Genomic DNA, 22796 nt, shown 5'->3' on the forward strand with positions numbered 1-22796 from the left:
CCTATGCGATCTCGCGCGGTTTTCTTAAACGCTCATGAATGATCGTCGCAGCATCTTTTCCTTGCTGTGCAGCTGTTACAACCATCGCTTCACCTTGGCCGTTGCCGAAGACAACATCTCCACAGGCAAACACTTTCTCATTAGACGTTTGCATAGTCTTTTCATCAATGTCTACGACTCCGTTCGTATGCTGCAATCCGAACGCTTCAATAAGCGGGACTAAACGCGTTTGTCCAATGGCTTTGATGACTGCGTCCACCTGTATGATAAACTCAGATCCCTTGATTTCTTCTGGTCGTTGCCTGCCATCTGCTCCTGCTTCTCCAAGCTTCATCTTCACGCACTCAAGGCCCACTACTTTCCCTGCCTCATCACCAATAATTCGCTTCGGCGCTGTCAGCCACTTGAATCCAACGCCATCCTGCTTAGCAAATTCATATTCATATTGGTAGGCAGTCATCTCTTTTTCCGTTCTTCTATAAAGAATGTCAACTTGCTCAGCACCTAGCCGCACAGCACAAGTCGCCCCGTCTATCGCTGTATTTCCAGCACCGATGACCGCAACACGTTTTCCGATTAAGTCCTCTGTCAGCACACCCATTTTCGTACGCTTTACAAACTCAATAGCATCATGGACGCCTTCCAGTTCCTCACCTTCAATGCCAAGGTTAGGTACGGACCCCATCCCAACCGCTAAAATAACGCTGTCAAATTGCGTTAAAATTTCCTCGGCAGAAATATCCACGCCTACTCTTGTGTTTGTTTTAATGTCCACACCAAGCTTTGCAACTTGGGCCACTTCCCAATCCGCTACTTCATTCGGCAATCTGAAAGACACGATGCCATACGTGTTCAAGCCACCTGCCTTTGCCTCCGCTTCGAAAATCGTGACACTATAACCGAATCGACTAAGCTCTCGCGCCGCTGACAAGCCCGCCGGACCAGAGCCCACAATCGCTACCTTATATCCATTTGGTTCACCTTTTTTAAATAGTTCTACGCCTGTTTCCATTGCCCAGTCTGTTGCATAACGTTGCAGTTGTCCTATTTTGATAGGCTTGGTTGAAGAATTCAGCACACAAGCCCCTTCACATAATATCTCGGTTGGGCATACCCGCGCACAGCTTGCACCAATTGGATTGGCGTCCATTATCGTCTTAGCCGAACCTTTCATATTTCCGGAAGCAATTTTTTTGATGAAATTCGGAACTTGAATACTTGTTGGGCAAGCTGTTATACAAGGTGCGTCGTAACAGTACAGACAGCGATTAGCTTCTTCCATCGCTTCATTTTTCGTCATCCTGCCCGTCATTTCCACAAAATTACGTTCGAGTTGAGAACTCATTAAACCATTCCCCCCTAATGGATTGAGATTTAGACGTTGATCCGTTCAGCAGCCGCCTTCTGTAAGGCACGCTTAATATAACGGCCACTGCCTAATGCGCCTACGAATTGTCTGTTTTTAATAACGTATTCACCACGTACAAGAACACTGATTGGCTCCCCTGTAACTTCCCATCCTTCATATGGATTGTAATCGACATTCATATGGTGGGTTTCTGCAGAGATTTTGCGTTTTTTGTCAGGATCAAAAATTACGATATCTGCGTCAGATCCTATAGCAATCGTTCCTTTTTGCGGGTATAAACCGAAGATCTTTGCAGCACTTGTCGAAATCATATCAACGAAGTCGTGTATGGAAATCCGTCCTTTCGCCACGCCTTCAGAATATAAAATGCTGAAACGGTCTTCGATAAACGGCCCACCATTTGGAATTTTGGAGAAGTCATTCAGCCCTAATCTCTTTTTACCGTTAAAGCTAAAAGAACATTGGTCAGAGCCGATTGTTTGCAATTGCTTGGCTTTTAACGCATTCCATAAATGCTCTTGATGGTATTTCGGACGAAGTGGCGGTGACCAAACATATTTAGCTCCTTCGAAGCCTGGCTGTGCTAACGCTGACTGATCGAGCGTTAAATAGGGTGGACATGTTTCCCCATACACGTCATAGCCCTTTTCACGCGCTGAAATAATTTCATCCAATGCCTCTTTACACGTCACATGGACAACGTATAGTTTTGCACCTGCAATATGCGCCAGTTCAATGGCCCGTTTCGTCGCCTCACCTTCTACTTCTGCGGGACGTGTCAGTGCGTGATAGATTGGCGCTGTCTGTCCGGCTTGCCTCGCCTCCTCTACTAATTCGTCAATGACTGAGCCATTTTCACAGTGCACCATCACTACAGCACCTACGTCTTTTGCAATTTTAAAGGCTTTGAACAGCGTACGATCAGACGCCTGGAATTCTTTCGCATACGCCATGAACACTTTGACAGAAGTAATCCCTTCACGCTCTAACAACAAAGGCAACTCAGCCTCTGTTTCCGGCGTTAAATCACTAATCATTAAATGGAAGCCGTAGTCAACGGCAGAATTTCCCTTTGCTTTTTCATGCCACTTCTCCACAGCCGTTGCAAGTTTCTTTTCACCCGCAGATAAGCAGAAATCTAAGATGGTAGTCGTCCCACCAAAGGCAGCTGCAATTGTACCCGACTTCCAATCATCATCTGTTACCGTGTTGTTGAACGGCATATCCAAATGCGTATGTGGATCAATTCCGCCTGGCATCACATATTTGCCTGTTGCATCTACAACTTCCGCTCCGTCAGCTGATAGGTTTTTTCCGATTTGTACAATCTTGCCGTTTTCAACTAAGATATCTGCCTCATACAAATCTGAAGCTGTCGCGATGATTCCGCCTGTAATGATTTTTTTCATACTATCCTCACCTTTCGATTAATGACTGTAAGTTTTTAGATTTGCCAGTACTCGAGTTCATTCCAACGAAGCACCCCATACATCATTGGCTTAGTGTATATCTATCGCCCATGCTGAGCTTCGTTTGTAGTGCCAACACGGTTTCCAATAACACGTCTGCTCCCTTTGCACAGTCTTCAAATGTTGTTTCTTCTTCCTCGCAATGACTTTTCCCGCCGATGCTTGGCACAAAAATCATTGCAGAAGGGATGAAACTCGCAATATATTGCGCATCATGTCCCGCCCCGCTAAACATCCTGTGAAAGGAATAACCATAGTCAGCGCACGATTTTTCCACTTCATTGCAAATAGCTTCATCAAAGAATACTGTCTCTCGCCCCCATAGCTTAACCGGTCGAATGAGGCAACCGTCTTCCTCTGAGGCTACTCCTGTTAATACTTTCTCAACTTGACTCATCACCTCTGGAGATTGATGACGCGAATCAATGGTAAAAACTACTTTGTTCGGAATGACTGTATGGATATTTGGCATAACATGCATACGCCCAAAAGTGAACACAAGCTCTTCGTCGATTTTGCTCAACTGCTCGTGCAAGGACGAAATTAAACGGGATGCCACAATCATCGGGTCCTTGCGCATCGACATAGGCGTAGTGCCAGCATGATTTGATTCACCTGTAACGGTAACTTCATAGCACACCATGCCTAAAACGCCTTCTACCACCCCAATATCACATTGCTTAGCAGCTAACACCGGACCTTGTTCAATATGCAACTCAATATAAGCAAGGGCTTCTGTCAAACGATTTTCCTGCTCCCCCTCATACCCACTCGCCTGTAAGGCTTCTTGAAAAGTAATGCCGTTTTTGTCGGTAGAGCTCAGCATCTTTTCTCTACTGAACTTAGACGCAATGACCCCGGAACTCATCATCGCCGGATCGAAGCGAGCCCCTTCTTCATTTGTAAAATTTACAAGCATTAATGGAATGTCGAGCTCAATGTCGTTATCCTTTAATGTCCGTATGGCCTCTATTCCTGTTAAAATGCCTAACACACCATCAAACCTGCCGCCTTTTTCAACGGAATCCAGATGCGATCCGATTACAATTGGCGGACAATCTTTCTTCCCCGGCAGTGTCGCATAGATATTGGCCATATCATCTGTTTGAATATCCATTCCAAGCTCTTTACATATTTCAATAAAGCAGTCTCTGGCCAAAATATCCTCTTTTGACAAGGACAGACGAGTTACGCCTCCGTTTGCCGTGGCGCCAAACTGACTGAACCGTTCAACTAATGACTGCAATCGACTTCTATTGCATGGATACATATGCACGTCCTCTCTTTCATAGATATTGAATTAACCGCTACTTATAAGAACTATTAACTAAGTGTATTCGGAGTAAGTGAATATAAGACTTAAAAAAATATGGCTAAGCGCATATTCACGAAATGTTGTTTATATAATAAGTGGCTGTGTAGATAACGCTGTTTTCTAAGGAAGTTGAGTTGTGGATTGATAGCAAAAGAAAAATGAAGGAGTGATGATTTCCATGACGAACTTAACAAGTCAAAATTGGCAAGTAAAAGATGAGCAGTATGTATGGCATGCCATGAAGCCCTACAACCCGAAAGCTACGTCAATCATTCAGAAATCGGAAGGCGCTTGGGTAACGGATATTGACGGGAAACGTTACTTGGATGCCATGTCCGGTTTATGGTGTGTGAACGTCGGCTACGGTCGTGAGGAACTCGCTAAAGCCGCTTACGAGCAATTACTGGAAAATGCCTATACCCCCCTATCCGTCGGGCACGTCCCTGCCATCCAACTAAGCGAAAAGATCAGCGAATTATTAGGTGATGATTATGTTGTCTTTTACTCCAATAGTGGTTCAGAGGCGAATGAGACCGCCTTCAAGATCGCACGTCAGTACCATCAACAGAAAGGTCACACCAATCGAACGAAATTCATCTCCCGCTATAGGGCCTACCACGGCAGTACAATGGGGGCGTTAGCGGCAACAGGGCAAGCCCAGCGCAAATATAAATACGAACCGTTAGCAACCGGCTTCATTCATGTTGCACCGCCAGATGCCTACCGTGCAAACGAAGAACATATTACTGAGCCGGCTTCCCTGCCATCTGTTCAGGCGATTGATAATGTCATGACGTGGGAAATGTCCGATACGATTGCAGGCATTATTCTCGAGCCCATTATTACGGGCGGCGGCGTGATTATGCCGCATAAGGATTATTTACGCGGGGTAAAAGCCGTCTGTGAAAAGCATGGGGCATTGCTCATTCTCGATGAAGTAATATGCGGCTTCGGTCGTACAGGAAAAGCATTCGGCTTCCAGAACTATGGCATTCAGCCGGATATTGTCACAATGGCAAAAGGCTTAACAAGCGCATATATGCCGCTATCTGCTACAGCAGTGCGCCGTGAAATCTATGAGGCCTTTGTAGGGAGCGAGGAGTATGACTTTTTCCGACACGTCAACACATTCGGTGGTTCTCCAGCGGCCTGTGCAGTTGCCCTCAAAAATATTGAAATCCTGGAAAGGGAAAATTTATTCGCCCGCTCAGAAGAAATGGGCGCTATTCTTCATGCAGAACTGCAAGAACGCTTAAAGGATCATCCAAATGTTGGCGACATTCGCGGGAAAGGCTTACTGATCGGCATTGAGCTTGTAAGTGACAAGAGCAGCAAAGCGCCACTTGACGTGACGGCTGTCAACAAGGTCATTTCTCTATGTAAAGAACAAGGGGTAATCATCGGGAAAAATGGTGTCACGGTTGCAGGTTTCAACAATGTTTTAACAATTGCTCCACCACTAATTATTTCGTTGGCAGAAAAAGATTTGATTGTCGAAAAGCTCACACACGCGTTACATGAGCTGCTGCCACAAGGGGGAAATGAATAAATGGTGACGAATACAGAGGTAAAAGAACTAGGGCACTTTATTAATGGTGAAATCGTGGCCGGCACAAGTGGTCACTTCTCAAATGTTTTCAATCCAAGTACAGGTGAAGTGATCGCACATGTCCCTCTTGCAACAAAAGAGGAAGTGCAGGGCGCCATTGCAACTGCTCAAGCAGCCTTTCCAGCTTGGCGTGCTCTGTCAGTCAGCAAACGTGTTGAGATTGTCATGAAGTTTCGTCAATTGATGACCGAACGCATGGATGAACTCATCGATATCATTTGTACCGAAAGCGGGAAAACAGTCGAGGACGCGAAGGGTGAAATTACACGTGGCCTGGAATCTGTAGATTTAGCCATCAATGCCCCTCATTTATTAAAAGGTGAGTACTCCGTCAATGTCGGCGGAAATATTAATGCTTATTCGGCAAAAGTGCCACTCGGCGTCGTTGCAGCGATATCCCCATTCAACTTTCCGGTGATGGTACCGCTTGCCATGACAAGTATGGCGGTCGCAGTCGGCAATTCCGTCATTTTAAAGCCTTCCGAGCGTGTACCTTGCTCCGCATTGTATTTTTCGGAACTGTGGAAAGAAGCCGGTTTGCCGAATGGTGTATGGACAGTCATCAATGGCGACAAGGATGCGGTGAACGAACTATTGGAAAACCCCGCTATTGAAGCCATTTCGTTTGTCGGTTCCACGCCAGTCGCCGAGTATATTTACACAACCGCCTCAAAATACGGCAAGCGTGTTACGGCACTAGGTGGCGGTAAAAACAATATGATTGTCATGCCCGATGCCGATCTGGAACAGGCCGCAAGCGCATTTTTAGGCGCTGCTTATGGAGCTGCTTCCCAACGCTGTATGGCCATTTCGACAATCATTCCCGTTGGTGAAGAAACCGCAAACAAGCTTGTAGACATACTGGCTGAAAAAATTGCAAAGTTAAAAGTGGGGCCTTACACAGATGCAGATGTTGACTTCGGACCTGTTATTACAAAGCAGTCAAAGGACGCAATCATCGGCTTTATCGACCGCAGCCTAGAGGAAGGCGCTACGCTAGTATGCGATGGCCGCAACCCAGACATCAATAAAAACTCTAACGGCTTCTATCTGGGTCCTACTCTACTGGACAACGTTAAACCCGGAATGGAAATTTATGAGCAAGAAGTATTTGGTCCTGCCCGAAATGTCGTCCGGGTAAATTCTTTAGAGGAAGCAATCGACCTAATTAATGCGCATGAGCTTGGCAATGGTGTGACCATTTATACGAATAACGGGGCGGCCGCACGCAAATTCATAATGGAAATTGACGTCGGCATGGTCGGGATAAATGTACCCATTCCCATTCCTGTGGGTTACCATAACTTTGCCGGCTGGAAACGGTCCAGATTCGGCGAGGGGCATATGTTCGGGCCTGAACATGTCCGCTTCTTCACCAAAACCAAAACCATTTCAGAAAAGTGGTTTGAAGAAAATAGCGAATCTGCGTCAACCTTTGCTTTTCCGAGTAATGACAGCTAAGAAGACTGTATAAACAGACCTATTAGGCCGGATGCCTAAGGTCTGTTTTTTCACTCTTACATCTCATCTTCAACTTACATATTTACTGTCATTACATTGGTTGGAGTTGCAAAGAAGATGAATGGACTTTTAATCAACAGAACAGTAAATTGGAAGTGCATTCAAATTCCGATTTTTGAAAGGGTAAGATTATGCCAATCATCGAACACGAAATTCACATTAATGCACCTATCCATATCTGTTTTGACCTTGCCAGAGATGTAGATGTCCATACGGAAACAACGGCAAAAACCAATGAAAGAGCCATCGCCGGCGTGACGACTGGACTCATGGAAAACGGTGATACTGTTACTTGGGAAGCGGTCCATCTTGGAGTAAGACAAAGATTGACCGCGAAGATAATGAAGATGGATCGACCTCACAAATTCACTGATGTCATGGTAAAAGGAGCCTTCCACTCTTTTACGCACACACATGAATTCGTTGAAAGCGGCACGGGAACAATAATGAAAGATACCTTTTCGTATAAATCTCCCTTCGGCGTCATAGGAAAAATAGCTGACCGATTGTTTTTAGAAAAGTATATGACGAATTTCATTGTAGATCGAGCGAATGAATTAAAAAGGATAGCTGAAAGTAATCCAGACCATATTAAGATTGCAAATACAAATTAATATGGGAGGTTTTCATAATGAAACAAGGTGCACATAGCAATTTATATTCAAATCCAAAAACGCCGGGAAACCGCAGGGAAGTAAAAGAAGAAATCTCGATGGAATTAGCTGAGCTTGGCAATCTTCAAACGAATCATGAGCCGATGACACCGAATCATCGGGAGACTGCTGAGAGAGATAAATACAAAGGCTAATAAAAAAGCCATGTCTGTGTTTACATTCAGACATGGCTGCTCCTTATACAGGGCTCACTCTACACACATATACCATAGAAACACTATCTGCCTGCAACTCATTCTCATCCCAATCACCGTAGACTTGCACAATTTCAAACCCATTTGCGGCTAATAATCGTTCCATTTCCTGCGGGAAAGAATAGCGGAGGGAAATGCCATCTTGCTCCTCTGCGATTAACACGCCATCCCGATAAATTTGACGCTGTGTTTGGGAATCCAAGATCTGTGTCAAATGGTCGTACACATCGCGATGGCTTTCTATCACCTGATCCCCGTTTTTATCAAGGTATTTCTCCTCATACTCATCAACAACCGCAAGCTCATTCAAAACCGGATTTCGAGTATCGAAAATGAAAATGCCCCCGGCTTCCAAATGCTTTCGGATAGATTGCATTAAAGCGTCCTGCGCTTCATTCGTTAAAAAATGTTGAAAGGAGTTGCCTGTCATAAAAGCTACCGAACTTTTCACAGGGATGTTCAATTGCGTGCAATCTTGTTGAATAAATTCAATCGTCACCCCTTGCTCCTCAGCTTTTTGCCTCGCACGTGCCAACATGCCTTCATGTAGGTCTACACCGATTATTTCGAATCCCCGCTGTGCCATCGGGATTGTTAGTCTGCCTGTTCCGCAAGCTAACTCGAGAATCGTTTGATGCGGCTTTGCCCACTTTAATATAATGCTTAGATCCTTCTGATAACCTTCATACAAATGATCGTACATTTCAGGGTCTACGTATTTCTCGAGATTTTGCTCGTTTTTCATACATTCATCTCTTTTCTTTACTGTTGGTTACTAGTATATATTTGTCTAAACCGATAATAAGTCGATTCCTCCTGAAGAATCGCCCATCTAGGTCTATTATTGTAAAGCAGCCTTCCATTCTTCATAAAATTTATTAATTGTCGGGTATCGTTTATCACGATTTTTTTTGACAGCTTTAATTGCCACCTCATATAGGGTTTTATTAGCTTCCCACTTAGAAAATGAATGATCCCTTTCACCGCCTAATAGCCCAAATGCTATGGCTCCCATGTTAAACACGTTCGTTCTAGAATCTATAGGGGCTCCAAGTTCGTATTCTTCAGGGGACTTTGATTGATCTGCACCCCAGAAATTTTCGCCCAAATCATTCACTGAAGGTGATTTGCGATAAAAATCTATATCACATATTCTTGTTTCATCTTTCAAGAAGTCATACAGTATGCTTCCATCATAAAAATCAACAGCAACAAATCCTTGTGATTCTACAAAAACATGAAATGAAAAGATTTTGTCTAAAGCTTCCAATCTTTTTTCAACATCGAGATTCCTAAACCGGTAATAAGGAGATTTGGGATTTGTGTACTTTGCCTTCCCGCCAAAAGACCAATGAGAATGCAGACATTCACCTTCAAACCACTCAAATACTGCCGCATTACCATTCTCGATGGCAAAATGATCTATCAGCCTAATTAAATACGGATGCTCCAACTGCTTATAAACGGGAATGGCTTTTATCAATCGGTTAATTGCATCTGCTGGATCGCCAGAAAAGTCTTCAGGTTTAGCTCCAGCAAATTTCACAAAAAACTTTTCCCCGTTATTCTCGATGCCAAAGCTAATATTGCCAGAGTCTTGTTGATCAAACACACAAAAAACATTGCCCAATTTTTTTAGCCATAAAAAGTTATGGTGCTCTTGTAAATGAAAACTGACTTCATCAATTGTAATCGTAACTAAATTCTTTTCCGTTATATTCTCCAATTATGATTCTCCTATAATAGGGATCACGTAGGTTTTGGGGGCAATAATACGCTCTCCCTTTAGATGAATAAAACCCCACTAAGCTCTTTTGTCATTTTCATAACACAACGCCTCCTTTAAAATCTCAATAATAATAATCATACTATGTAATACATCTAAACAGGCGTTAGCTCATCACACTTTTCACCTTTTCAGGTATCATCACAACTTCTGTTTTTAAATCAACTGGCGTAAACGTTTCATCGATACATTCATCCCAGAACTCTAAATGTTTCTTGTCGATCCAATGCTCGGATTGCTCTACTTCTTGTCCACCTTCACCTTGTACTGAATACCAATACAAAAACTCCTCACCGTTAAGATGCTCCCTGAAGATCGTTTCGACATACATTTTTTCACCCTCTAAGGTTACGAGAACGTCCTTTATATTATCTTTCAAAAACGTTAGCCACTCATCAACGCGCTCCGACTTGCCTTTCTTTACTCGGAATCTTGTTAATTCTATATTCATCATTCGTTTCCTCCTAAAACTCTACTAATAAGCATTTGATTCTTAGCTGGTTCATTCTTCACGACTATTAATTTATTCAAATAAGGTTGAAGAAGCCCGTCCAGCTCTTCCCGTTCCCCTTCAAACCGCTTCGTCCAGTTATACATATTGCGAAGCATCTGCAGATCCGGTACATACGCACATTCTTCCACACCGATCACTTGCTTCACATGTCTGCTCAAGATCCGGAATTTCCGTTTCCACAAAGGTGGATCGAGCCAAATGATGATGTCTGCCAAGTCCAAAAGGAGGTGATAAGACGGACGGTACACTCCTTCCGCAATCCAGCTTCCCTTTGCATCCATTTGGCGAATGATCTGCACTTGTTCATCAGGCGTCCGCTTAATACGAACGCCATCAACGTTATGATAGACAACCCCATCCAATTCAACAAAAGGCAGATCCATTTGCTTCGACAATTGCTTCGCGTATGTCGTTTTCCCACTTGCGACGATGCCCATGATGAAGATTTTCATTAGCCTTCAATCCTTATTCTGTCGTGGTTTGAAACACTCCTCCAAAAGAAATCAATCGTCTTTTGCCAGGAATCTTTACTCGCTTGGGCAGTATCATATTTAGTTCCGCCGGTAAATTGATTGGCAGCTACAGGAATGAATGGGATTCCCACTTCATGCCCTGCCCCTTCGTATATTAAATGCTTGAATTCATGCTCAAATTTAGACTGCCGAAGCCTCTCCATTGCCATTTCATTCAACTGAACCGAATCAAAACAGGCGTCATCCGTTCCGGAAATCAATAATACCGGTCCATTTATCTTTTCAACCGGAATGGTCGCCTGTTCTGTTATTTGAGGATCGCAAGTTAGATAGTCATACCAAATACGAAGCGGATTCTCCCCCGCTTTCCGCATTGCAAGGCATCTATTCGAAATTTCAACGGAATTGTCCGGGCGTGCATAAGGGATTGCTTTCCCTTTGTAAGTCCAGGAAGGAGGCAATTCTTTTTGGTCTGTCCACGGAACAATGCCGCAACAGACGACGGGTGAACCGCTTAACGAAACGACTGCTGTAATGTCTTTAAAGTGAGTAGCTACTACTAAAGCAAGTTCCCCGCCTTTGGACGTTCCATGCATTCCGAGCCACCCCTTGGCGACATCTGGTCGGGCCTTCAGCCAATGAATTGCCCCTTCTATATACTCAAGAGGTATTTCAACGAGTTGTTTCGGGAGAGGGTCTTGTCCCCAATAACCTAAAGCGAGTACGTTAAACCCGTGGGAGACTAATAAAGAAGCCGGAAACTCATAGATTCCTCCTTCAGAACCCCCGACAACAATGATTGTAGGTCGTGGAGATGAATTGGCTGCATGAAAAAATGTTCCCACCACGCCTTGCTCATTCACCGGCGTCCTCGTTATCTCATCGGCGACCCACTTGCGTGTAATGACTTTTGTGTCAATCACCTCTCCATCACGTTCGAGCAAGATTGTTAAGGATTGAGGATGTAGTTTAGTAGTTACCACCTCTGAGTATTCTTCCGTACGCGTAACCTGCATCGACCAAAACAGGCCCATCCTATCGACACCTTCATATGTACCTTCAACAGGAGCAACTTCCTGAAGGTCGACGATTCCTTTCGAATCCGATATGAATGTCCCGTGAGATTCCATAAAGTAAATCGTTTTCCCCCCATACGATTTCCGTTGAAATCTAACCGTCACCTTCTGTCCGCTACTTAGTCCTGTCACCCGGATACCAACCGCCCGGTCAATCAATGACGATTCCATTTCAATCTGCAATTGAGGCGTCCCCTTCATCATCCCATCCCCTTTTCATCACTTTCCGATACCAATTGACCGCTTCCTGTTCAATCTGCGATGCAAGCTGTTCCTTACCTTTTATGTACGAATCAATATCATAAGGAAACTGCAGCGCTAGCTTCTCTTTCAAATCCCCATACACTTTCGCCTTCTTAGGATGCGCTCGAAGGAAGTCACGAAATGCAAGATGACGCTCGATTTCCGATGAACCCTTTTCGTAAATATGTACATGATGCGTCCGCTCGTCCCCACCTTTTTGGAAGTACCGGCGTCCTGCAATGCCATTCTCGCCTTTTGCCTCATACCCAATCTCAGCCATTTCACCGTTGTACAGATCGATTTGTGAAATATCTTTCACGATAGGCATGATGTCAATAATGAGTTTTGCAGATAATCCTCTTACCGATGTGCTGCCGATATGGTGGATTTCGATTAATTCCAATCCAAGAACTTCGCGCAATCCCTTTGCTTCCGCTTCAAATTCAAGACCCCATCTTTCCGAATAAGGCGTCACTACTACTTTCCGCATAACGTACCTCCATCCTCACGCAAAAAGGGCTAACCGATTGCATAATTGTTAGCCCCTCCATTGTTCTCGTACTTATTTTTCCGAAACACCCATCAATTTCTTAATCACCCGAATTTGCCCGCGGTGATTCAATTCATCTTCCATCACATGAAACCATTTGAAGTATTTATTCATAGGCTGCCCTCCCCAGTATGGGGCTTGTTCGAATAACCATGAATCAGGCAATGTCTGGAATGTGTCAAGTGTCTTCTTCCTCGTTTGTTCTAGCTCTTCGAGGTAGTATTCAATTGGATTCCCTTTAATTTGTTCGCGTGCTGCCTCGCCAAGTTCCAGTGCTGGGTTCAGCATGCGAATATCCTCTTCCGTGAAATCACGATCTTCAAATGTCTCGATTTGATATGCTTTTTCAATCGACACCATATGGGCGAGCAACATACCAATCGAGTTGGCCTCGTCGTTAATGAGGAAATCCAATTCATCCACGGTTAAATCTCTTACTTCGGCCAATGTTGTCAACCTTGTATATTTCATCATGGATGCCAACTTGCTAAACTCCAAGCTTAAGCCCTCTTTTTGATCGATTAAAAATAATCCCTGATTCCCCATTATGAGTTCCCCCTTTGTTTGAATCCGTCTCTATAATCATCAATTTTCAACTCCAGCTTCTTACGTAATCCTTCAATCCACTGTGGATGATTCACGTCTTTTTCAACATCCACTGTACGAAGCAGGCCGGTAAAGGTAATCAAGTTATGGAGCCTTAAAAACATAGGAATGGCATTGAGTTCTTTATCTGTTACGTTCACTTTACTTCGATAACCTTTAAGAAAGGTTTGAAAAGAGTTGCTTGAGAAATCAACATTGTCATTGAATAAATCTCGTAATGCAAATGCAATATCTGCTGTGTACCAATGTCCCATACTGCTTTCAAAATCGATCATTTGGACATTGTCGCCGTCCCAAATCAGATTATCCAATTCAAAGTCATAATGAATGACTCCATAATTGTCTTTATTGATTTCTAGTGTTTTTAACCAAGTCTTTATTGATTCAAGCTCCTCGCGCGCCAAGCTTTCACATTGAGGCAAATAGCCATCCAACTCGGCAAGTTGTTGAACAAGATCATTCTGCACACTGTTCTTTTTTACAAACTGCTTTGAGCAATTGTGGAGATTCCCTAAAGCTTCTCCCCATAAGAAAAAATGCCTTTCCGATAGTTCTTCAATTTCATATTGCGCCCCCGATAGAAAGCGGAAAACAACAGCCTGGAAAATACCTAATTCGCTATTCGTTTCCTCAACCATATTGCCATTCTTCGACAGGATAGGTACGTTCAGGCTGACGTTGTTCCTTGCGAGGAAAGTCAAGAACGAAACTTCCTCCAACAACTGATTACGGTCACCGTTTGGCGTCAACCTTAATATGTGTTTTTCACCGTTTCTTTCAAATACAAAAACGAAATTACTGCTAGCCCTCAAAAACTGGACGGAATCCTGTTCAAATCCCCAGTTTTCTAACAGACTATGAACGAGGACCTCACTTGCATCCGACTCAAGAAAGTCTCTCATAATGGACAACTTCATCATCTTTCTTTTCCTCCTATTGCAAGAACAAAGACGTTAGGATAACGAGTCCATTAACCAGCCCTCCGCGGATGAAAAAAAGACTATCGATTTACGATAGTCTTGGATGAATGACAGTCATATCTCATCATCAAAGGAAGGTACATAATTGGACATCGTGAATCTTATTGTTCTCGTATGAATTTTTTAACCGATTCATGATATCACCTTCCTTTTAATAAAAAATTTCCCAACTACTCACATTCTACTATTCATTCAGATAATAGTAAATGGATTTTTCGAAATTTAACACCTTATTGCAATGCACCACATATCCCCTTCAAATATTTGATTTTCTCAAGATCCTTGAAATTATTATTTTCTGCCCTGTAACTATCTTTAGAGGAAGCTTCATAAACCGCCAAGTATTGTTCAGCTGATAGTAAATAATACTCTATACCCTCAGTCGAATGCACTTCCAGCTCGTTCAATTGAATACCTGCAAAATCCGGGAGTGTATCAACAATACCGAACTCAACGGAAATGTCGTTCTTTCTAAATTCATGTTCATGTAAATCGATTAATTCGTATCCAAGTTGCTCCATGATTGACATGATATCTTGCCAATTATGTAATGCTGTCTCTGCAGGTGCTTCCCACCCCCTGCTATCTCCAGGGACATGGATATCCAAATCACTTGCATCCCAATTTCTTTTCGTGACAATTTCCAACCCAACCGATCCCATTAGTAAAGGAATAATATTGATTGCATTTAATTCCTTTGCAATTTGCAGAAATACACTGAACTTTTCATTCGAACTCATACTTGTACTCCTTCACTCAATTGTCGTTTCCAGTATTCCCATGCATCCAAATACTCCTCTAAATCATGCGGGTGCGCTTTCTTACATATTCCAATTCGCGTATACAACTGAAATACGACCTCTTCGATTAAGCGATCGTGATCCATTTCCACATTCTTCAATAAGGCAAATGAATTAAGCAATGTCTCCATATTCAAATCATCCGGAGACGAACAGAACGCATATGTAAAATCATAGATTACAGGTCCGACCAAAGGATCCGGGTCAATCACCCCCGTTAGTTGATTCTGATGGAACACAAAGTTATGGACGCCTGTATCACCATGGAGCAAATGCTTTTCCTCTTGTCGCTCATACTCCGCGAGTCGTTCGACGATTTTTTTCATTCGTACATAATCCTCATGCGGCAACAGATCCCCGACATTTTCATAAGCATATTCCAAGCTTATTCTGTTGAACTCAACCCACGTTTGCCGCGGGGTTCCCCCTAATCGACCCCATGGTGCTTGCGGATCGTATTTTTGATAAAGATTGAACAGCCTTTCCACGAGAACCTTCATCCAATCTGCTTTCATTCCACGATTGACGTGAGTTGTTCCTTCAAAATATTCATAAAGGAAAAATCTCTTTTCCGAATCTACATAATAAATATCAGGCAACAGCCCAATGTCTTTATAAGTACTTAAAAATCGTTCGGCCATCCCAATAGCAATCGGGTAATCGTACTTTAAAATGCTAGAAGGACTGCCACTTTCTAAAACTTCATACACGCGGCCATCGGTTGTTCCGCTCGTCAGCTGCTTGATTTCCGCTTGGTTCCCGATCATTCCTTTGTTTTGCAAATCAATAATTGTTTCATTCATTTAGTTACCGTTTCCTTCCCTATGGATCTTCTGGAATTTACAATGTCCATCCGCTGTCGTCCCAATCAATGAGAATCCATTCTTTTCGTAGTACGCACATAACTTCGAATTATGCGCAACGCAATCAAGCCTGATTGTTTTAGATACGTTTTCATCTATCCAACTCAAGGTGTCCTTTCCTATCCCATTTTTCATATATTCAGGGCGCACAGCCACCCGATGAAGATAGAGAACGTCCGAAATATCTTCCTGTCCCCAAATATGCTGATCCCATTCACTTTGCTGTGAGTAGAGCGTAAAAGTAGCAAGGATTTCATCATTCTGACAAGCTACATATGTGGCGTTATCTATGATCGCTTGCCGTATTTCCTCATCTTCCCCACCCTTTAATAAAAATCCCCATTGGTCGATGTCATTGCTTTGTAGCCAAATAGCAACATCTTTTAATAAAGCAATGACAGTAGAAGTTTCCTGCTCAGTTGCCTTTCGTATCTCATATGTATTCACCCTATCCCCTCCTTTACATTTATCAATTCTCCTTTCAAAGTGCAAATTCCTTTATTTCAAATGAAGGGGAAACTGTCTTCATTGTTGAATGGATAGATAAAAGAAAATGTACCAAGGAGGTTTATCAGTGAAAAAGGTTGCCTTGGCTCTACTATTGTTTACTTTGTCATTCTTACTCTATAAAGACTTTTTTCCTGAGGGAGAAACAGCTGTTTTAGGAATTGCTATTATTGTTTTTTTAACATATTGTTTAAGCCATTATAAGCTGGGTAAATCTACGAAACACTCAAAGGAAAAGAAACAGGTTATATCTCAATTATTCCTAACTATTTACCTCGTTTTGTTAATATTTGTTTTTACTATATTTAAGGGGAAATCATCCGTTGGAATTTCTTTTGATAATATTTTCTTTTGGTTAGTGTTAATGATTACAATAATTGAATTGATAACACGATGGAGAAAGGTAAGTACAAGTGTACATGCGCGAAAAACAGCGTAATGGAAGTGTTCTAACAACCTACAGCCATTTGTCGGTAATGTACCGGCGAGCGGCTGTATTTTTTATTTTTACGCAGCAGAACACAAATCCTTTATTTCAAATAAAGGAAAACCTGTCTTCATTGTCGAATGTATATTCCCATATCGTTTTTTGGAGGGATGAACATGGGAAATGAATCACTATTGTTGAACAAAAAAAGTTGGGATGAGGTGGCGCCACGGTTTTTTGGGCGGAATCCGTTGCCGGAATATGGGCCGCTTGCGCCTCGGGAAGAGGATTTGAATTTACTTGGCGATGTAGATGGCATGAAGGTATTGGATATTGGTTGCGGAAGCGGACATTCCTTGCAATATATGGATTCTCGGAGTGCCGCGGAACTATGGGGTGTGGACCTTTCAAAGACACAGATTGAAACGGCGAAAGAGTTGCTGATAGACAGCAAAGCCCCAGTTCATTTATTTGAATCGCCAATGGAGGAAAATCCCGGACTGCCTCTTTCATACTTCGATATTGTCTATTCCATTTTCGCGTTAGGTTGGACGACCGATTTGCGTCAAACGCTAACAAACGTCCACGACTATTTGAAACCGGGTGGCATTTTCGTTTTTAGCTGGGAGCACCCGTTGCACAGTCGGGCTAGCTTGGTAGGTGAAGAGCTTCATTTCAATAAAACCTACCACGAAGAAGGTGCCTATGATCACGTAGCTTGGCATGCGCCTGCGATCATGCAGCAGTACAGAGTAGGTACATATATCAATACATTGATTGAATGTGGATTCCAAATCGAAAAAGTTATTGAGGATGTTTCATTGACGGATGAGGATCGGGAAAGACATGCGAATCGATGGTATTCGTATGAGAAGGCGAAGATGATGCCGACGACGTTGATTATTAAGTGTAGAAGGAAAGAATAATCGAATTAACGTGTGTCATAAAAAGACACTATCTAATTAGGAGTGTAAGTAATGCAAGTAAATCATCTATTCGATTGCCACTTACCAGATTTAAAAAGATATTGTTACATGATAACCGGGAATCCTTGGGATGGCGATGATTTGTATCAGGATACTCTCATGAACATTATGAAACGTTCTTCAAACCTAACCAATCACCCCAATCCGAAGGGTTACCTCTTAAAAACAGCAACTAACCAATGGCGAGATACTCTGCGGAAAAAAAGAAGAGAGGTTGTAGGTGAGGATACTAAACAGATTTTGTCGACTGTAGATAACAGTTTAATTGAGTCAATGGAGATACTGTTAGCTCTTCTACCATTCAAACAGACTGCCGTCATCGTTCTAACAGAATACTTCTGCTACAGTTCGAAGGATATTGCCAGAATGTTACATATGACCACTGGTGGTGTAAAAGCTGCTTTAAATCGAGGTAGAACAACTTTAGCGAAAATGAAAAATGCTCAAATGAATAATGATGAACCTATACATTCTCTCCTTAACCGTTTATTGACTGGATTAAGAAGTAATGATTTTAGAAGTGTTGTTACCACCTATCATCTTCTTGTATCAAGGGGAGTGAAAATCAGTAATGATGACCAGTATTTCACTTTCGAACTACATGACCCAGAAGGGAACATTTTTTCAATAAGGGAAAAAATTTAAACTCATTCGTATCCTTTTAACCCTTATTTTCGTTATTTAGGCAAGGAGGTGATTTTATGAAATCTGTTAAAAGAATTGATAGTGTCTTCGTCCCAGTAACGGATATTGAAAAATCTGAGAAATGGTATATGAACACTTTCCCATTTAAAGTAGTGTACCGAAGCAGTGATGGAGACTATGTTGGCTTTCGCTTTGATGAAAAAGGGGAATTGAAAACTGCATTAACTTTATATAAGGTTGATAAAATGCCAGAACGTAATCATATTGCGTTCAACTTTTACTGCGATGATGTAGATGGTTTTCATTCATACTTAACCAAACAGGGAAATAGGGTAAGTGATATCCATGGTGGGGATGGGATGAGATTTTTTGATTTGTTTGATCCCGACGGGAATGGATTAGGAATTGTTACATTTTAAGAAATTCAAACGAATGATATTGCATACAAATTTAAAGGGGAAATAAAAAATGAATACACTACTACAAAGAGTAGGAACTACGTACGTTCCTGTTGCAGATCCTAAAATAGCTTCAGATTGGTATCAGGAGATGTTAGGGGCGGTAGAGAACTTTCGAAATAATGATAAGGCTATACTTGACCTTGCCAATCAAAGCTTCTTTTGTGTGAAAGCTAAAGAAGGAGAGCGTTCTGGATTTCTTGACCATTACGGCAATGAACATTTTTTAATGACTTTTGAAGTAAATGGACTTGATCAGTTACAGGAGCTTCATTCATCTCTAAAATCAAAAGGAGTCTCCGTAGGGGACATTGAGGATCGGGGACATGCTGGCAACAATTTTGTGTTCTTTGATATAGATGGAAATAAGTTTGATGTATGGAGCGAGTTAAGCCCTGTTTTCAAAGAAAAGTATGGAATTGAGTAAACCTATCTAACTGAGGACTACTTCAAAGACTCACTTGTTGAAATAAACAACTTTACTTTAGTCACTTTAGGGTTGTTAATTGGAACGAAAATATACAAAACTAAAAGCACCCGGAGGTTAGGGTGCTTTTCACTGTTGAAGCAGCAATTTTACCGCCTTCAACAAATTTTCCGCAATATAATCAGGCTCTACGTCTGCCCATGTATGCCTAAACTGAGTTAAAGAACTTTCGCCCCACCCAGTCAAAACTAAAACTTTCTTCGCGCCAACTGCGTGAGCCGCCAACATATCTGTCGACCCAACATCGCCGATAAATGCCGTTTTCGAAAGATCTAATCCATGTTTTTCCGCAGCTTCTCGAAGTAGACCCGAGCTTGGTTTACGGCATTCGCATCCTTCCGAGGAGCCGTGTGAGCATATGAAGGCATCATCAAAACCAAACGCCATGAATTCATCGTAAAAGTCCTCGATGCTCGCCTCACCTTTGCTAATCCGGTGCTGATTTGTACAAGCGAATGTCTTAATTCCGTTTTCTTTCAAAAGATCAAGAGCTTCTTTGCTAAAAGGATAGGGAGTGAATTCTTTCGGATGAATAAAATGTCCAGTTCCGCCTATTGTTCCGTCTCGGTCTATAAAAACTGCCTGCAACTTATCCATTAGGCACACCCTTTCAGAACTTCCATTACTCACTGCGTCGTTTGCCCATAAGGAACAGTCCTCAACTCCACCTCAAGCTGTTGGCCATCCCTTATTACATTCAACGTAATCTTTTGGTTAGGCTCTGTTTCTGAAACGATGATTTCCAATTCATCATAGGAGGCAGTTTTGGTTCCATTAACATTCGTTACGATGTCACCGACTGCAATTAACCCATCAGCAGGCGTATTTGGTTGGATTTTAACAACTTTTGCCCCAGAAATATCGCCCGGATTCGTCCGATGTAGAACGCCAATCCAGCTTCTCCAAAAACGTGAGCGCAAATCTTCTTTCCCTTCATAAACATTTTTCAAGTTCCTCATGAATTGATACGTGCCGAACGCCATATTGTCCGCTTGCATCATTTCAAAATCGCCCAACCACATGCCCGTATATTCAATTGCCACAACAGATCCGCCATCTTGCGGTGTAATCGTCCAAGTGGTTAGTCCCTCGTCTTTGCCTTTAAGGACAAGCTTCTGATTTTCCTCTAGCTCAATAATCGTGCCGACATAGCTGACGCCCCAACCATAATCAAGGCTAACTTTTCCGCCAACACGAATATCAAGCTCGCAATTCCGCGTTTCCCAACGATTTCGTTCTTCCGGTACCGTCAGCGCTTTCCACACCTTTTCAGGTGACACATTCACAAAAATCTCCCGTTTCACTGAATCAATGACTTTCTCCATCGCTTTCTCCCTCCAAATACTTTTTCAAATTCATCAACTTATTGTCCAATACGCTTCCGATTTCCTGCTGGAGCTTTTCGTACTGATGCTTGAAATTGTCCCTTTTTAAACTGTAAACACGATACCTCCCCTCTTTCCTCTCCGCTACCAAGTCCTCTTCCACTAAAATCTCAAGATGTTTTTTCACTGCAGGCTGTGAAATGGTAAATCGATCAACCAATTCGGACTGCGTATATTCATTCCGAGACAATAAAGTTAGTATTTTTCTTCGAGTGGGGTCTGCAATTGCCCGATAAATATCCGTCATGTCAAAGCCTCCATATCATATAACCATTTGGTTATAAGTAAAACATAGCAAATCGCACATCTGAATGTCAACAAAAATCAGACTATTGATTAAAAATTCCTTCCAATGGCTCCCACGGATAGATGGTTGCTTCGAATTTCTCCTCAATTACCGCTGGATCATTGTCAGCAAAGTGCTGGGCCTCTTCCAAGCTATCGACTTCTAGAATGATCAATCCCCCTGTATGATCCATGAACGGCCCACCCGCAATCAAAATCCCTTTTGCCAACGCTTCTTCCCTCACATACTCCCGATGCGGGACAAGCCCTTGCTCCCAATGTGGCTTTCCTTCTTTCCATGCTTTCCCTGTCGTGAAATGAATGACAACTTTCATACAAGTACCCCCTCTTCATTCGTTATCATTCTACTTCGACATCACCTTGGACAATACCTCGCGTGCGAAATGATAAAAAGAGGAAACAGGACGGGTGTGGAAATCGGTTATCACCGCTCCGCCCCGGTTTATTACCACTTAGCAAGAGTTTATCACCGCTCAGCAGCACTTTATCACCACTTAGACAGTGTTTATCACCACTCAGAGGCAATTTATCACCACTTAGACTTGTTTATCACCGTTCGTCCATTTAGACTTCCCAACACACGGCAATTCTTAGTTTGTCAAAGGCATTTGGCCCAACATCAACATCTATTTAGCAAAATATAGCCCGCGCAACGATGATCGTGGCTACACACTGTATGCCAACTCGTGCCAAATGCCCTTCACCAATCAAAAACAATGCACACAGCCACCCCCGCTGTGTGCATCGCCTTTCAATCTATTAACTATAAACAGGCTTATCCTGTAGGCGCAGCTTGAAATCTAAATGGGCTGTGTAGAAGTCGGTCTCCAACCCTTTCTCCGCTCCATCGTGCTTCTCCAACTTCGTAATAAGAGTGCCGCGGACGCCATTGGCAACATCGTTGTCCAAGTATTGGTTGCCCTCGAAAAATACTTGGGAGATCAACGGATCGCCATTTTGCGGCCTAAATAGGAAATGGAGATGGGCCGGCCGGAATGGATGGGAGTCGATCCATGTCAGGAATTTGCCTGTCGGGCCGTCTGTCGGGATTGAGTAGTCGCCCGGGACGATCGTTTGCACTTCGAACTTTCCATTTTCGTCCGTGAACAGTACCGCACGCAAGTTTTCGGCTGGAATGCCTTCCGCAAATCCGGAGTACTGGCCATTCGCATCTGCCTGCCAAATGTCCACTTTCGTATTCGCCAGCGGGTTGCCATCTACATCTGTGACCGTGCCGCTAAAGAAAAACACGTCGCCCGGCTCGTCATCGCGCATCGGCATGACACCTGGATTTTCGATTTCAGCCGCGTTTGGAAGATAGAACGGCCCGAGGATTGTCGGCTCTGTCCCCTCTACATTTTTATACATTTCTTGAAGCGCATGCGTTTCGAAGAATACATCCATGAACAGCGGAATTTCGCCCGCCTTACCGAGTTCGTCCGCCCAATTGACGAGCGCCTGGTAGTCATTATGATCGAGCTCATGCTCCCGAATTAATTCCTTGAATTTGATGACCAACCCATTGTAAACATCCACCACTTTTTGATTCATCA

At 42.9% G+C, this 22796-nt stretch carries 28 protein-coding genes; 9 read left to right on the forward strand and 19 right to left on the reverse strand.

Annotated features, from left to right (window positions below; genetic code table 11):
• Position 1: 1 nt before the first annotated feature.
• From MHZ92_RS05820 to MHZ92_RS05830, 3 genes are all read right to left on the reverse strand, one after another.
• Positions 2-1345, reverse strand: coding sequence for an NAD(P)-dependent oxidoreductase (locus MHZ92_RS05820; RefSeq protein WP_239430640.1), 1344 nt, complete (start codon positions 1343-1345; stop codon positions 2-4).
• A 29-nt stretch (positions 1346-1374) separates the two neighbouring features.
• Positions 1375-2778 carry a dihydropyrimidinase gene (gene hydA / locus MHZ92_RS05825; RefSeq protein ID WP_239430641.1) on the reverse strand — a complete coding sequence of 468 codons (1404 nt, stop codon included), beginning with the start codon at positions 2776-2778 and terminating at the stop codon, positions 1375-1377.
• Between the two features lie 82 nt (positions 2779-2860).
• Positions 2861-4108: a Zn-dependent hydrolase gene (locus MHZ92_RS05830; protein ID WP_239430642.1), complete on the reverse strand. Its 1248-nt coding sequence runs from the start codon at positions 4106-4108 to the stop codon at positions 2861-2863.
• A gap of 223 nt (positions 4109-4331) precedes the next feature.
• Here MHZ92_RS05830 and MHZ92_RS05835 point away from each other — a divergent pair, with 223 nt between their 5' ends.
• The 4 genes from MHZ92_RS05835 (at position 4332) to MHZ92_RS05850 (ending at position 8091) form a co-directional block, all read left to right on the forward strand.
• Entirely contained in the window at positions 4332-5702 is a 1371-nt protein-coding gene (locus tag MHZ92_RS05835; protein ID WP_239430643.1) for an aspartate aminotransferase family protein, read from the forward strand.
• Positions 5703-7223, forward strand: coding sequence for a CoA-acylating methylmalonate-semialdehyde dehydrogenase (locus MHZ92_RS05840; RefSeq protein ID WP_239430644.1), 1521 nt, complete (start codon positions 5703-5705; stop codon positions 7221-7223).
• A 191-nt stretch (positions 7224-7414) separates the two neighbouring features.
• Entirely contained in the window at positions 7415-7897 is a 483-nt protein-coding gene (locus MHZ92_RS05845; protein ID WP_239430645.1) for an SRPBCC family protein, read from the forward strand.
• Between the two features lie 17 nt (positions 7898-7914).
• Positions 7915-8091, forward strand: a complete 177-nt coding sequence (locus tag MHZ92_RS05850; RefSeq protein ID WP_239430646.1) for a hypothetical protein — start codon at positions 7915-7917, stop codon at positions 8089-8091.
• A gap of 43 nt (positions 8092-8134) precedes the next feature.
• Here MHZ92_RS05850 and MHZ92_RS05855 read toward each other — a convergent pair whose 3' ends face one another.
• From MHZ92_RS05855 to MHZ92_RS05905, 11 genes are all read right to left on the reverse strand, one after another.
• Entirely contained in the window at positions 8135-8896 is a 762-nt protein-coding gene (locus MHZ92_RS05855) for a class I SAM-dependent methyltransferase (protein WP_239430647.1), read from the reverse strand.
• A gap of 96 nt (positions 8897-8992) precedes the next feature.
• Positions 8993-9877 carry a serine/threonine protein kinase gene (locus MHZ92_RS05860; RefSeq protein WP_239430648.1) on the reverse strand — a complete coding sequence of 295 codons (885 nt, stop codon included), beginning with the start codon at positions 9875-9877 and terminating at the stop codon, positions 8993-8995.
• A 166-nt stretch (positions 9878-10043) separates the two neighbouring features.
• On the reverse strand, positions 10044-10388 hold the full coding sequence (locus MHZ92_RS05865; protein WP_239430649.1) for a DUF6176 family protein: 345 nt from the start codon (positions 10386-10388) through the stop codon (positions 10044-10046).
• Positions 10388-10903 carry a hypothetical protein gene (locus tag MHZ92_RS05870; protein WP_239430650.1) on the reverse strand — a complete coding sequence of 172 codons (516 nt, stop codon included), beginning with the start codon at positions 10901-10903 and terminating at the stop codon, positions 10388-10390. The genes MHZ92_RS05865 and MHZ92_RS05870 overlap by 1 nt, the downstream gene beginning before the upstream one ends.
• The gene (locus MHZ92_RS05875) at positions 10903-12183 is read right to left on the reverse strand and encodes an acyl-CoA thioesterase/bile acid-CoA:amino acid N-acyltransferase family protein (RefSeq protein WP_239430651.1); all 1281 of its coding nucleotides are present in this window, start codon (positions 12181-12183) and stop codon (positions 10903-10905) included. Before MHZ92_RS05875 ends, MHZ92_RS05870 begins: the two co-directional genes overlap by 1 nt.
• Positions 12173-12733, reverse strand: coding sequence for a GrpB family protein (locus MHZ92_RS05880; RefSeq protein WP_239430652.1), 561 nt, complete (start codon positions 12731-12733; stop codon positions 12173-12175). Before MHZ92_RS05880 ends, MHZ92_RS05875 begins: the two co-directional genes overlap by 11 nt.
• Before the next feature lie 72 nt (positions 12734-12805).
• Positions 12806-13339, reverse strand: coding sequence for a DinB family protein (locus MHZ92_RS05885; protein WP_239430653.1), 534 nt, complete (start codon positions 13337-13339; stop codon positions 12806-12808).
• Positions 13339-14319, reverse strand: a complete 981-nt coding sequence (locus MHZ92_RS05890) for a phosphotransferase enzyme family protein (RefSeq protein ID WP_239430654.1) — start codon at positions 14317-14319, stop codon at positions 13339-13341. The genes MHZ92_RS05885 and MHZ92_RS05890 overlap by 1 nt, the downstream gene beginning before the upstream one ends.
• 290 nt (positions 14320-14609) lie before the next feature.
• Positions 14610-15119, reverse strand: coding sequence for a phosphoribosylanthranilate isomerase (locus MHZ92_RS05895; RefSeq protein WP_239430655.1), 510 nt, complete (start codon positions 15117-15119; stop codon positions 14610-14612).
• Positions 15116-15982 (reverse strand): phosphotransferase, encoded by an 867-nt coding sequence (locus tag MHZ92_RS05900; RefSeq protein ID WP_239430656.1) that lies wholly within the window; start codon positions 15980-15982, stop codon positions 15116-15118. The genes MHZ92_RS05895 and MHZ92_RS05900 overlap by 4 nt, the downstream gene beginning before the upstream one ends.
• Positions 15983-16489, reverse strand: a complete 507-nt coding sequence (locus MHZ92_RS05905) for a GNAT family N-acetyltransferase (protein WP_239430657.1) — start codon at positions 16487-16489, stop codon at positions 15983-15985.
• Between the two features lie 127 nt (positions 16490-16616).
• Here MHZ92_RS05905 and MHZ92_RS05910 point away from each other — a divergent pair, with 127 nt between their 5' ends.
• From MHZ92_RS05910 to MHZ92_RS05930, 5 genes are all read left to right on the forward strand, one after another.
• Positions 16617-16988, forward strand: a complete 372-nt coding sequence (locus MHZ92_RS05910) for a hypothetical protein (RefSeq protein WP_239430658.1) — start codon at positions 16617-16619, stop codon at positions 16986-16988.
• Between the two features lie 164 nt (positions 16989-17152).
• Positions 17153-17902, forward strand: a complete 750-nt coding sequence (locus MHZ92_RS05915) for a class I SAM-dependent methyltransferase (protein ID WP_239430659.1) — start codon at positions 17153-17155, stop codon at positions 17900-17902.
• A gap of 51 nt (positions 17903-17953) precedes the next feature.
• A complete protein-coding gene (locus MHZ92_RS05920) occupies positions 17954-18607 on the forward strand; it encodes an RNA polymerase sigma factor (protein ID WP_239430660.1) in 654 nt (217 codons plus the stop codon).
• Positions 18608-18663: 56 nt separating this feature from the next.
• The gene (locus MHZ92_RS05925) at positions 18664-19026 is read left to right on the forward strand and encodes a VOC family protein (RefSeq protein WP_239430661.1); all 363 of its coding nucleotides are present in this window, start codon (positions 18664-18666) and stop codon (positions 19024-19026) included.
• A 49-nt stretch (positions 19027-19075) separates the two neighbouring features.
• Complete coding sequence (locus MHZ92_RS05930; protein ID WP_239430662.1) at positions 19076-19492, forward strand: VOC family protein; 417 nt, start codon at positions 19076-19078, stop codon at positions 19490-19492.
• A 129-nt stretch (positions 19493-19621) separates the two neighbouring features.
• Here MHZ92_RS05930 and MHZ92_RS05935 read toward each other — a convergent pair whose 3' ends face one another.
• The 5 genes from MHZ92_RS05935 to MHZ92_RS05955 form a co-directional block, all read right to left on the reverse strand.
• Complete coding sequence (locus MHZ92_RS05935) at positions 19622-20149, reverse strand: HAD-IIIA family hydrolase (RefSeq protein ID WP_239430663.1); 528 nt, start codon at positions 20147-20149, stop codon at positions 19622-19624.
• A 29-nt stretch (positions 20150-20178) separates the two neighbouring features.
• Complete coding sequence (locus MHZ92_RS05940) at positions 20179-20877, reverse strand: SRPBCC domain-containing protein (RefSeq protein WP_239430664.1); 699 nt, start codon at positions 20875-20877, stop codon at positions 20179-20181.
• Positions 20861-21184 (reverse strand): ArsR/SmtB family transcription factor, encoded by a 324-nt coding sequence (locus MHZ92_RS05945; RefSeq protein ID WP_239430665.1) that lies wholly within the window; start codon positions 21182-21184, stop codon positions 20861-20863. The genes MHZ92_RS05940 and MHZ92_RS05945 overlap by 17 nt, the downstream gene beginning before the upstream one ends.
• 82 nt (positions 21185-21266) lie before the next feature.
• Complete coding sequence (locus MHZ92_RS05950; protein WP_239430666.1) at positions 21267-21557, reverse strand: YciI family protein; 291 nt, start codon at positions 21555-21557, stop codon at positions 21267-21269.
• Between the two features lie 445 nt (positions 21558-22002).
• Positions 22003-22794 carry a dioxygenase family protein gene (locus tag MHZ92_RS05955; RefSeq protein WP_239430667.1) on the reverse strand — a complete coding sequence of 264 codons (792 nt, stop codon included), beginning with the start codon at positions 22792-22794 and terminating at the stop codon, positions 22003-22005.
• Between the last annotated feature and the right edge of the window lie 2 nt (positions 22795-22796).

Origin of the sequence: Sporosarcina sp. ACRSL (assembly GCF_022346605.1) — a bacterium.
Taxonomy (GTDB): Bacteria; Bacillota; Bacilli; order Bacillales_A; family Planococcaceae; genus Sporosarcina.

Bases quoted from the DNA above. Each gene is read 5' to 3' on its own strand.
- MHZ92_RS05820 (WP_239430640.1), bottom strand. From the start codon at position 1,345: ATGAGTTCTCAACTCGAACGTAATTTTGTGGAAATGACGGGCAGGATG.
- hydA (WP_239430641.1), bottom strand. From the start codon at position 2,778: ATGAAAAAAATCATTACAGGCGGAATCATCGCGACAGCTTCAGATTTG.
- MHZ92_RS05830 (WP_239430642.1), bottom strand. From the start codon at position 4,108: ATGTATCCATGCAATAGAAGTCGATTGCAGTCATTAGTTGAACGGTTC.
- MHZ92_RS05835 (WP_239430643.1), top strand. From the start codon at position 4,332: ATGACGAACTTAACAAGTCAAAATTGGCAAGTAAAAGATGAGCAGTAT.
- MHZ92_RS05840 (WP_239430644.1), top strand. From the start codon at position 5,703: ATGGTGACGAATACAGAGGTAAAAGAACTAGGGCACTTTATTAATGGT.
- MHZ92_RS05845 (WP_239430645.1), top strand. From the start codon at position 7,415: ATGCCAATCATCGAACACGAAATTCACATTAATGCACCTATCCATATC.
- MHZ92_RS05850 (WP_239430646.1), top strand. From the start codon at position 7,915: ATGAAACAAGGTGCACATAGCAATTTATATTCAAATCCAAAAACGCCG.
- MHZ92_RS05855 (WP_239430647.1), bottom strand. From the start codon at position 8,896: ATGAAAAACGAGCAAAATCTCGAGAAATACGTAGACCCTGAAATGTAC.
- MHZ92_RS05865 (WP_239430649.1), bottom strand. From the start codon at position 10,388: ATGAATATAGAATTAACAAGATTCCGAGTAAAGAAAGGCAAGTCGGAG.
- MHZ92_RS05870 (WP_239430650.1), bottom strand. From the start codon at position 10,903: ATGAAAATCTTCATCATGGGCATCGTCGCAAGTGGGAAAACGACATAC.
- MHZ92_RS05880 (WP_239430652.1), bottom strand. From the start codon at position 12,733: ATGCGGAAAGTAGTAGTGACGCCTTATTCGGAAAGATGGGGTCTTGAA.
- MHZ92_RS05885 (WP_239430653.1), bottom strand. From the start codon at position 13,339: ATGGGGAATCAGGGATTATTTTTAATCGATCAAAAAGAGGGCTTAAGC.
- MHZ92_RS05890 (WP_239430654.1), bottom strand. From the start codon at position 14,319: ATGATGAAGTTGTCCATTATGAGAGACTTTCTTGAGTCGGATGCAAGT.
- MHZ92_RS05895 (WP_239430655.1), bottom strand. From the start codon at position 15,119: ATGAGTTCGAATGAAAAGTTCAGTGTATTTCTGCAAATTGCAAAGGAA.
- MHZ92_RS05900 (WP_239430656.1), bottom strand. From the start codon at position 15,982: ATGAATGAAACAATTATTGATTTGCAAAACAAAGGAATGATCGGGAAC.
- MHZ92_RS05915 (WP_239430659.1), top strand. From the start codon at position 17,153: ATGGGAAATGAATCACTATTGTTGAACAAAAAAAGTTGGGATGAGGTG.
- MHZ92_RS05920 (WP_239430660.1), top strand. From the start codon at position 17,954: ATGCAAGTAAATCATCTATTCGATTGCCACTTACCAGATTTAAAAAGA.
- MHZ92_RS05925 (WP_239430661.1), top strand. From the start codon at position 18,664: ATGAAATCTGTTAAAAGAATTGATAGTGTCTTCGTCCCAGTAACGGAT.
- MHZ92_RS05930 (WP_239430662.1), top strand. From the start codon at position 19,076: ATGAATACACTACTACAAAGAGTAGGAACTACGTACGTTCCTGTTGCA.
- MHZ92_RS05935 (WP_239430663.1), bottom strand. From the start codon at position 20,149: ATGGATAAGTTGCAGGCAGTTTTTATAGACCGAGACGGAACAATAGGC.
- MHZ92_RS05940 (WP_239430664.1), bottom strand. From the start codon at position 20,877: ATGGAGAAAGTCATTGATTCAGTGAAACGGGAGATTTTTGTGAATGTG.
- MHZ92_RS05945 (WP_239430665.1), bottom strand. From the start codon at position 21,184: ATGACGGATATTTATCGGGCAATTGCAGACCCCACTCGAAGAAAAATA.
- MHZ92_RS05950 (WP_239430666.1), bottom strand. From the start codon at position 21,557: ATGAAAGTTGTCATTCATTTCACGACAGGGAAAGCATGGAAAGAAGGA.
- MHZ92_RS05955 (WP_239430667.1), bottom strand. From the start codon at position 22,794: ATGAATCAAAAAGTGGTGGATGTTTACAATGGGTTGGTCATCAAATTC.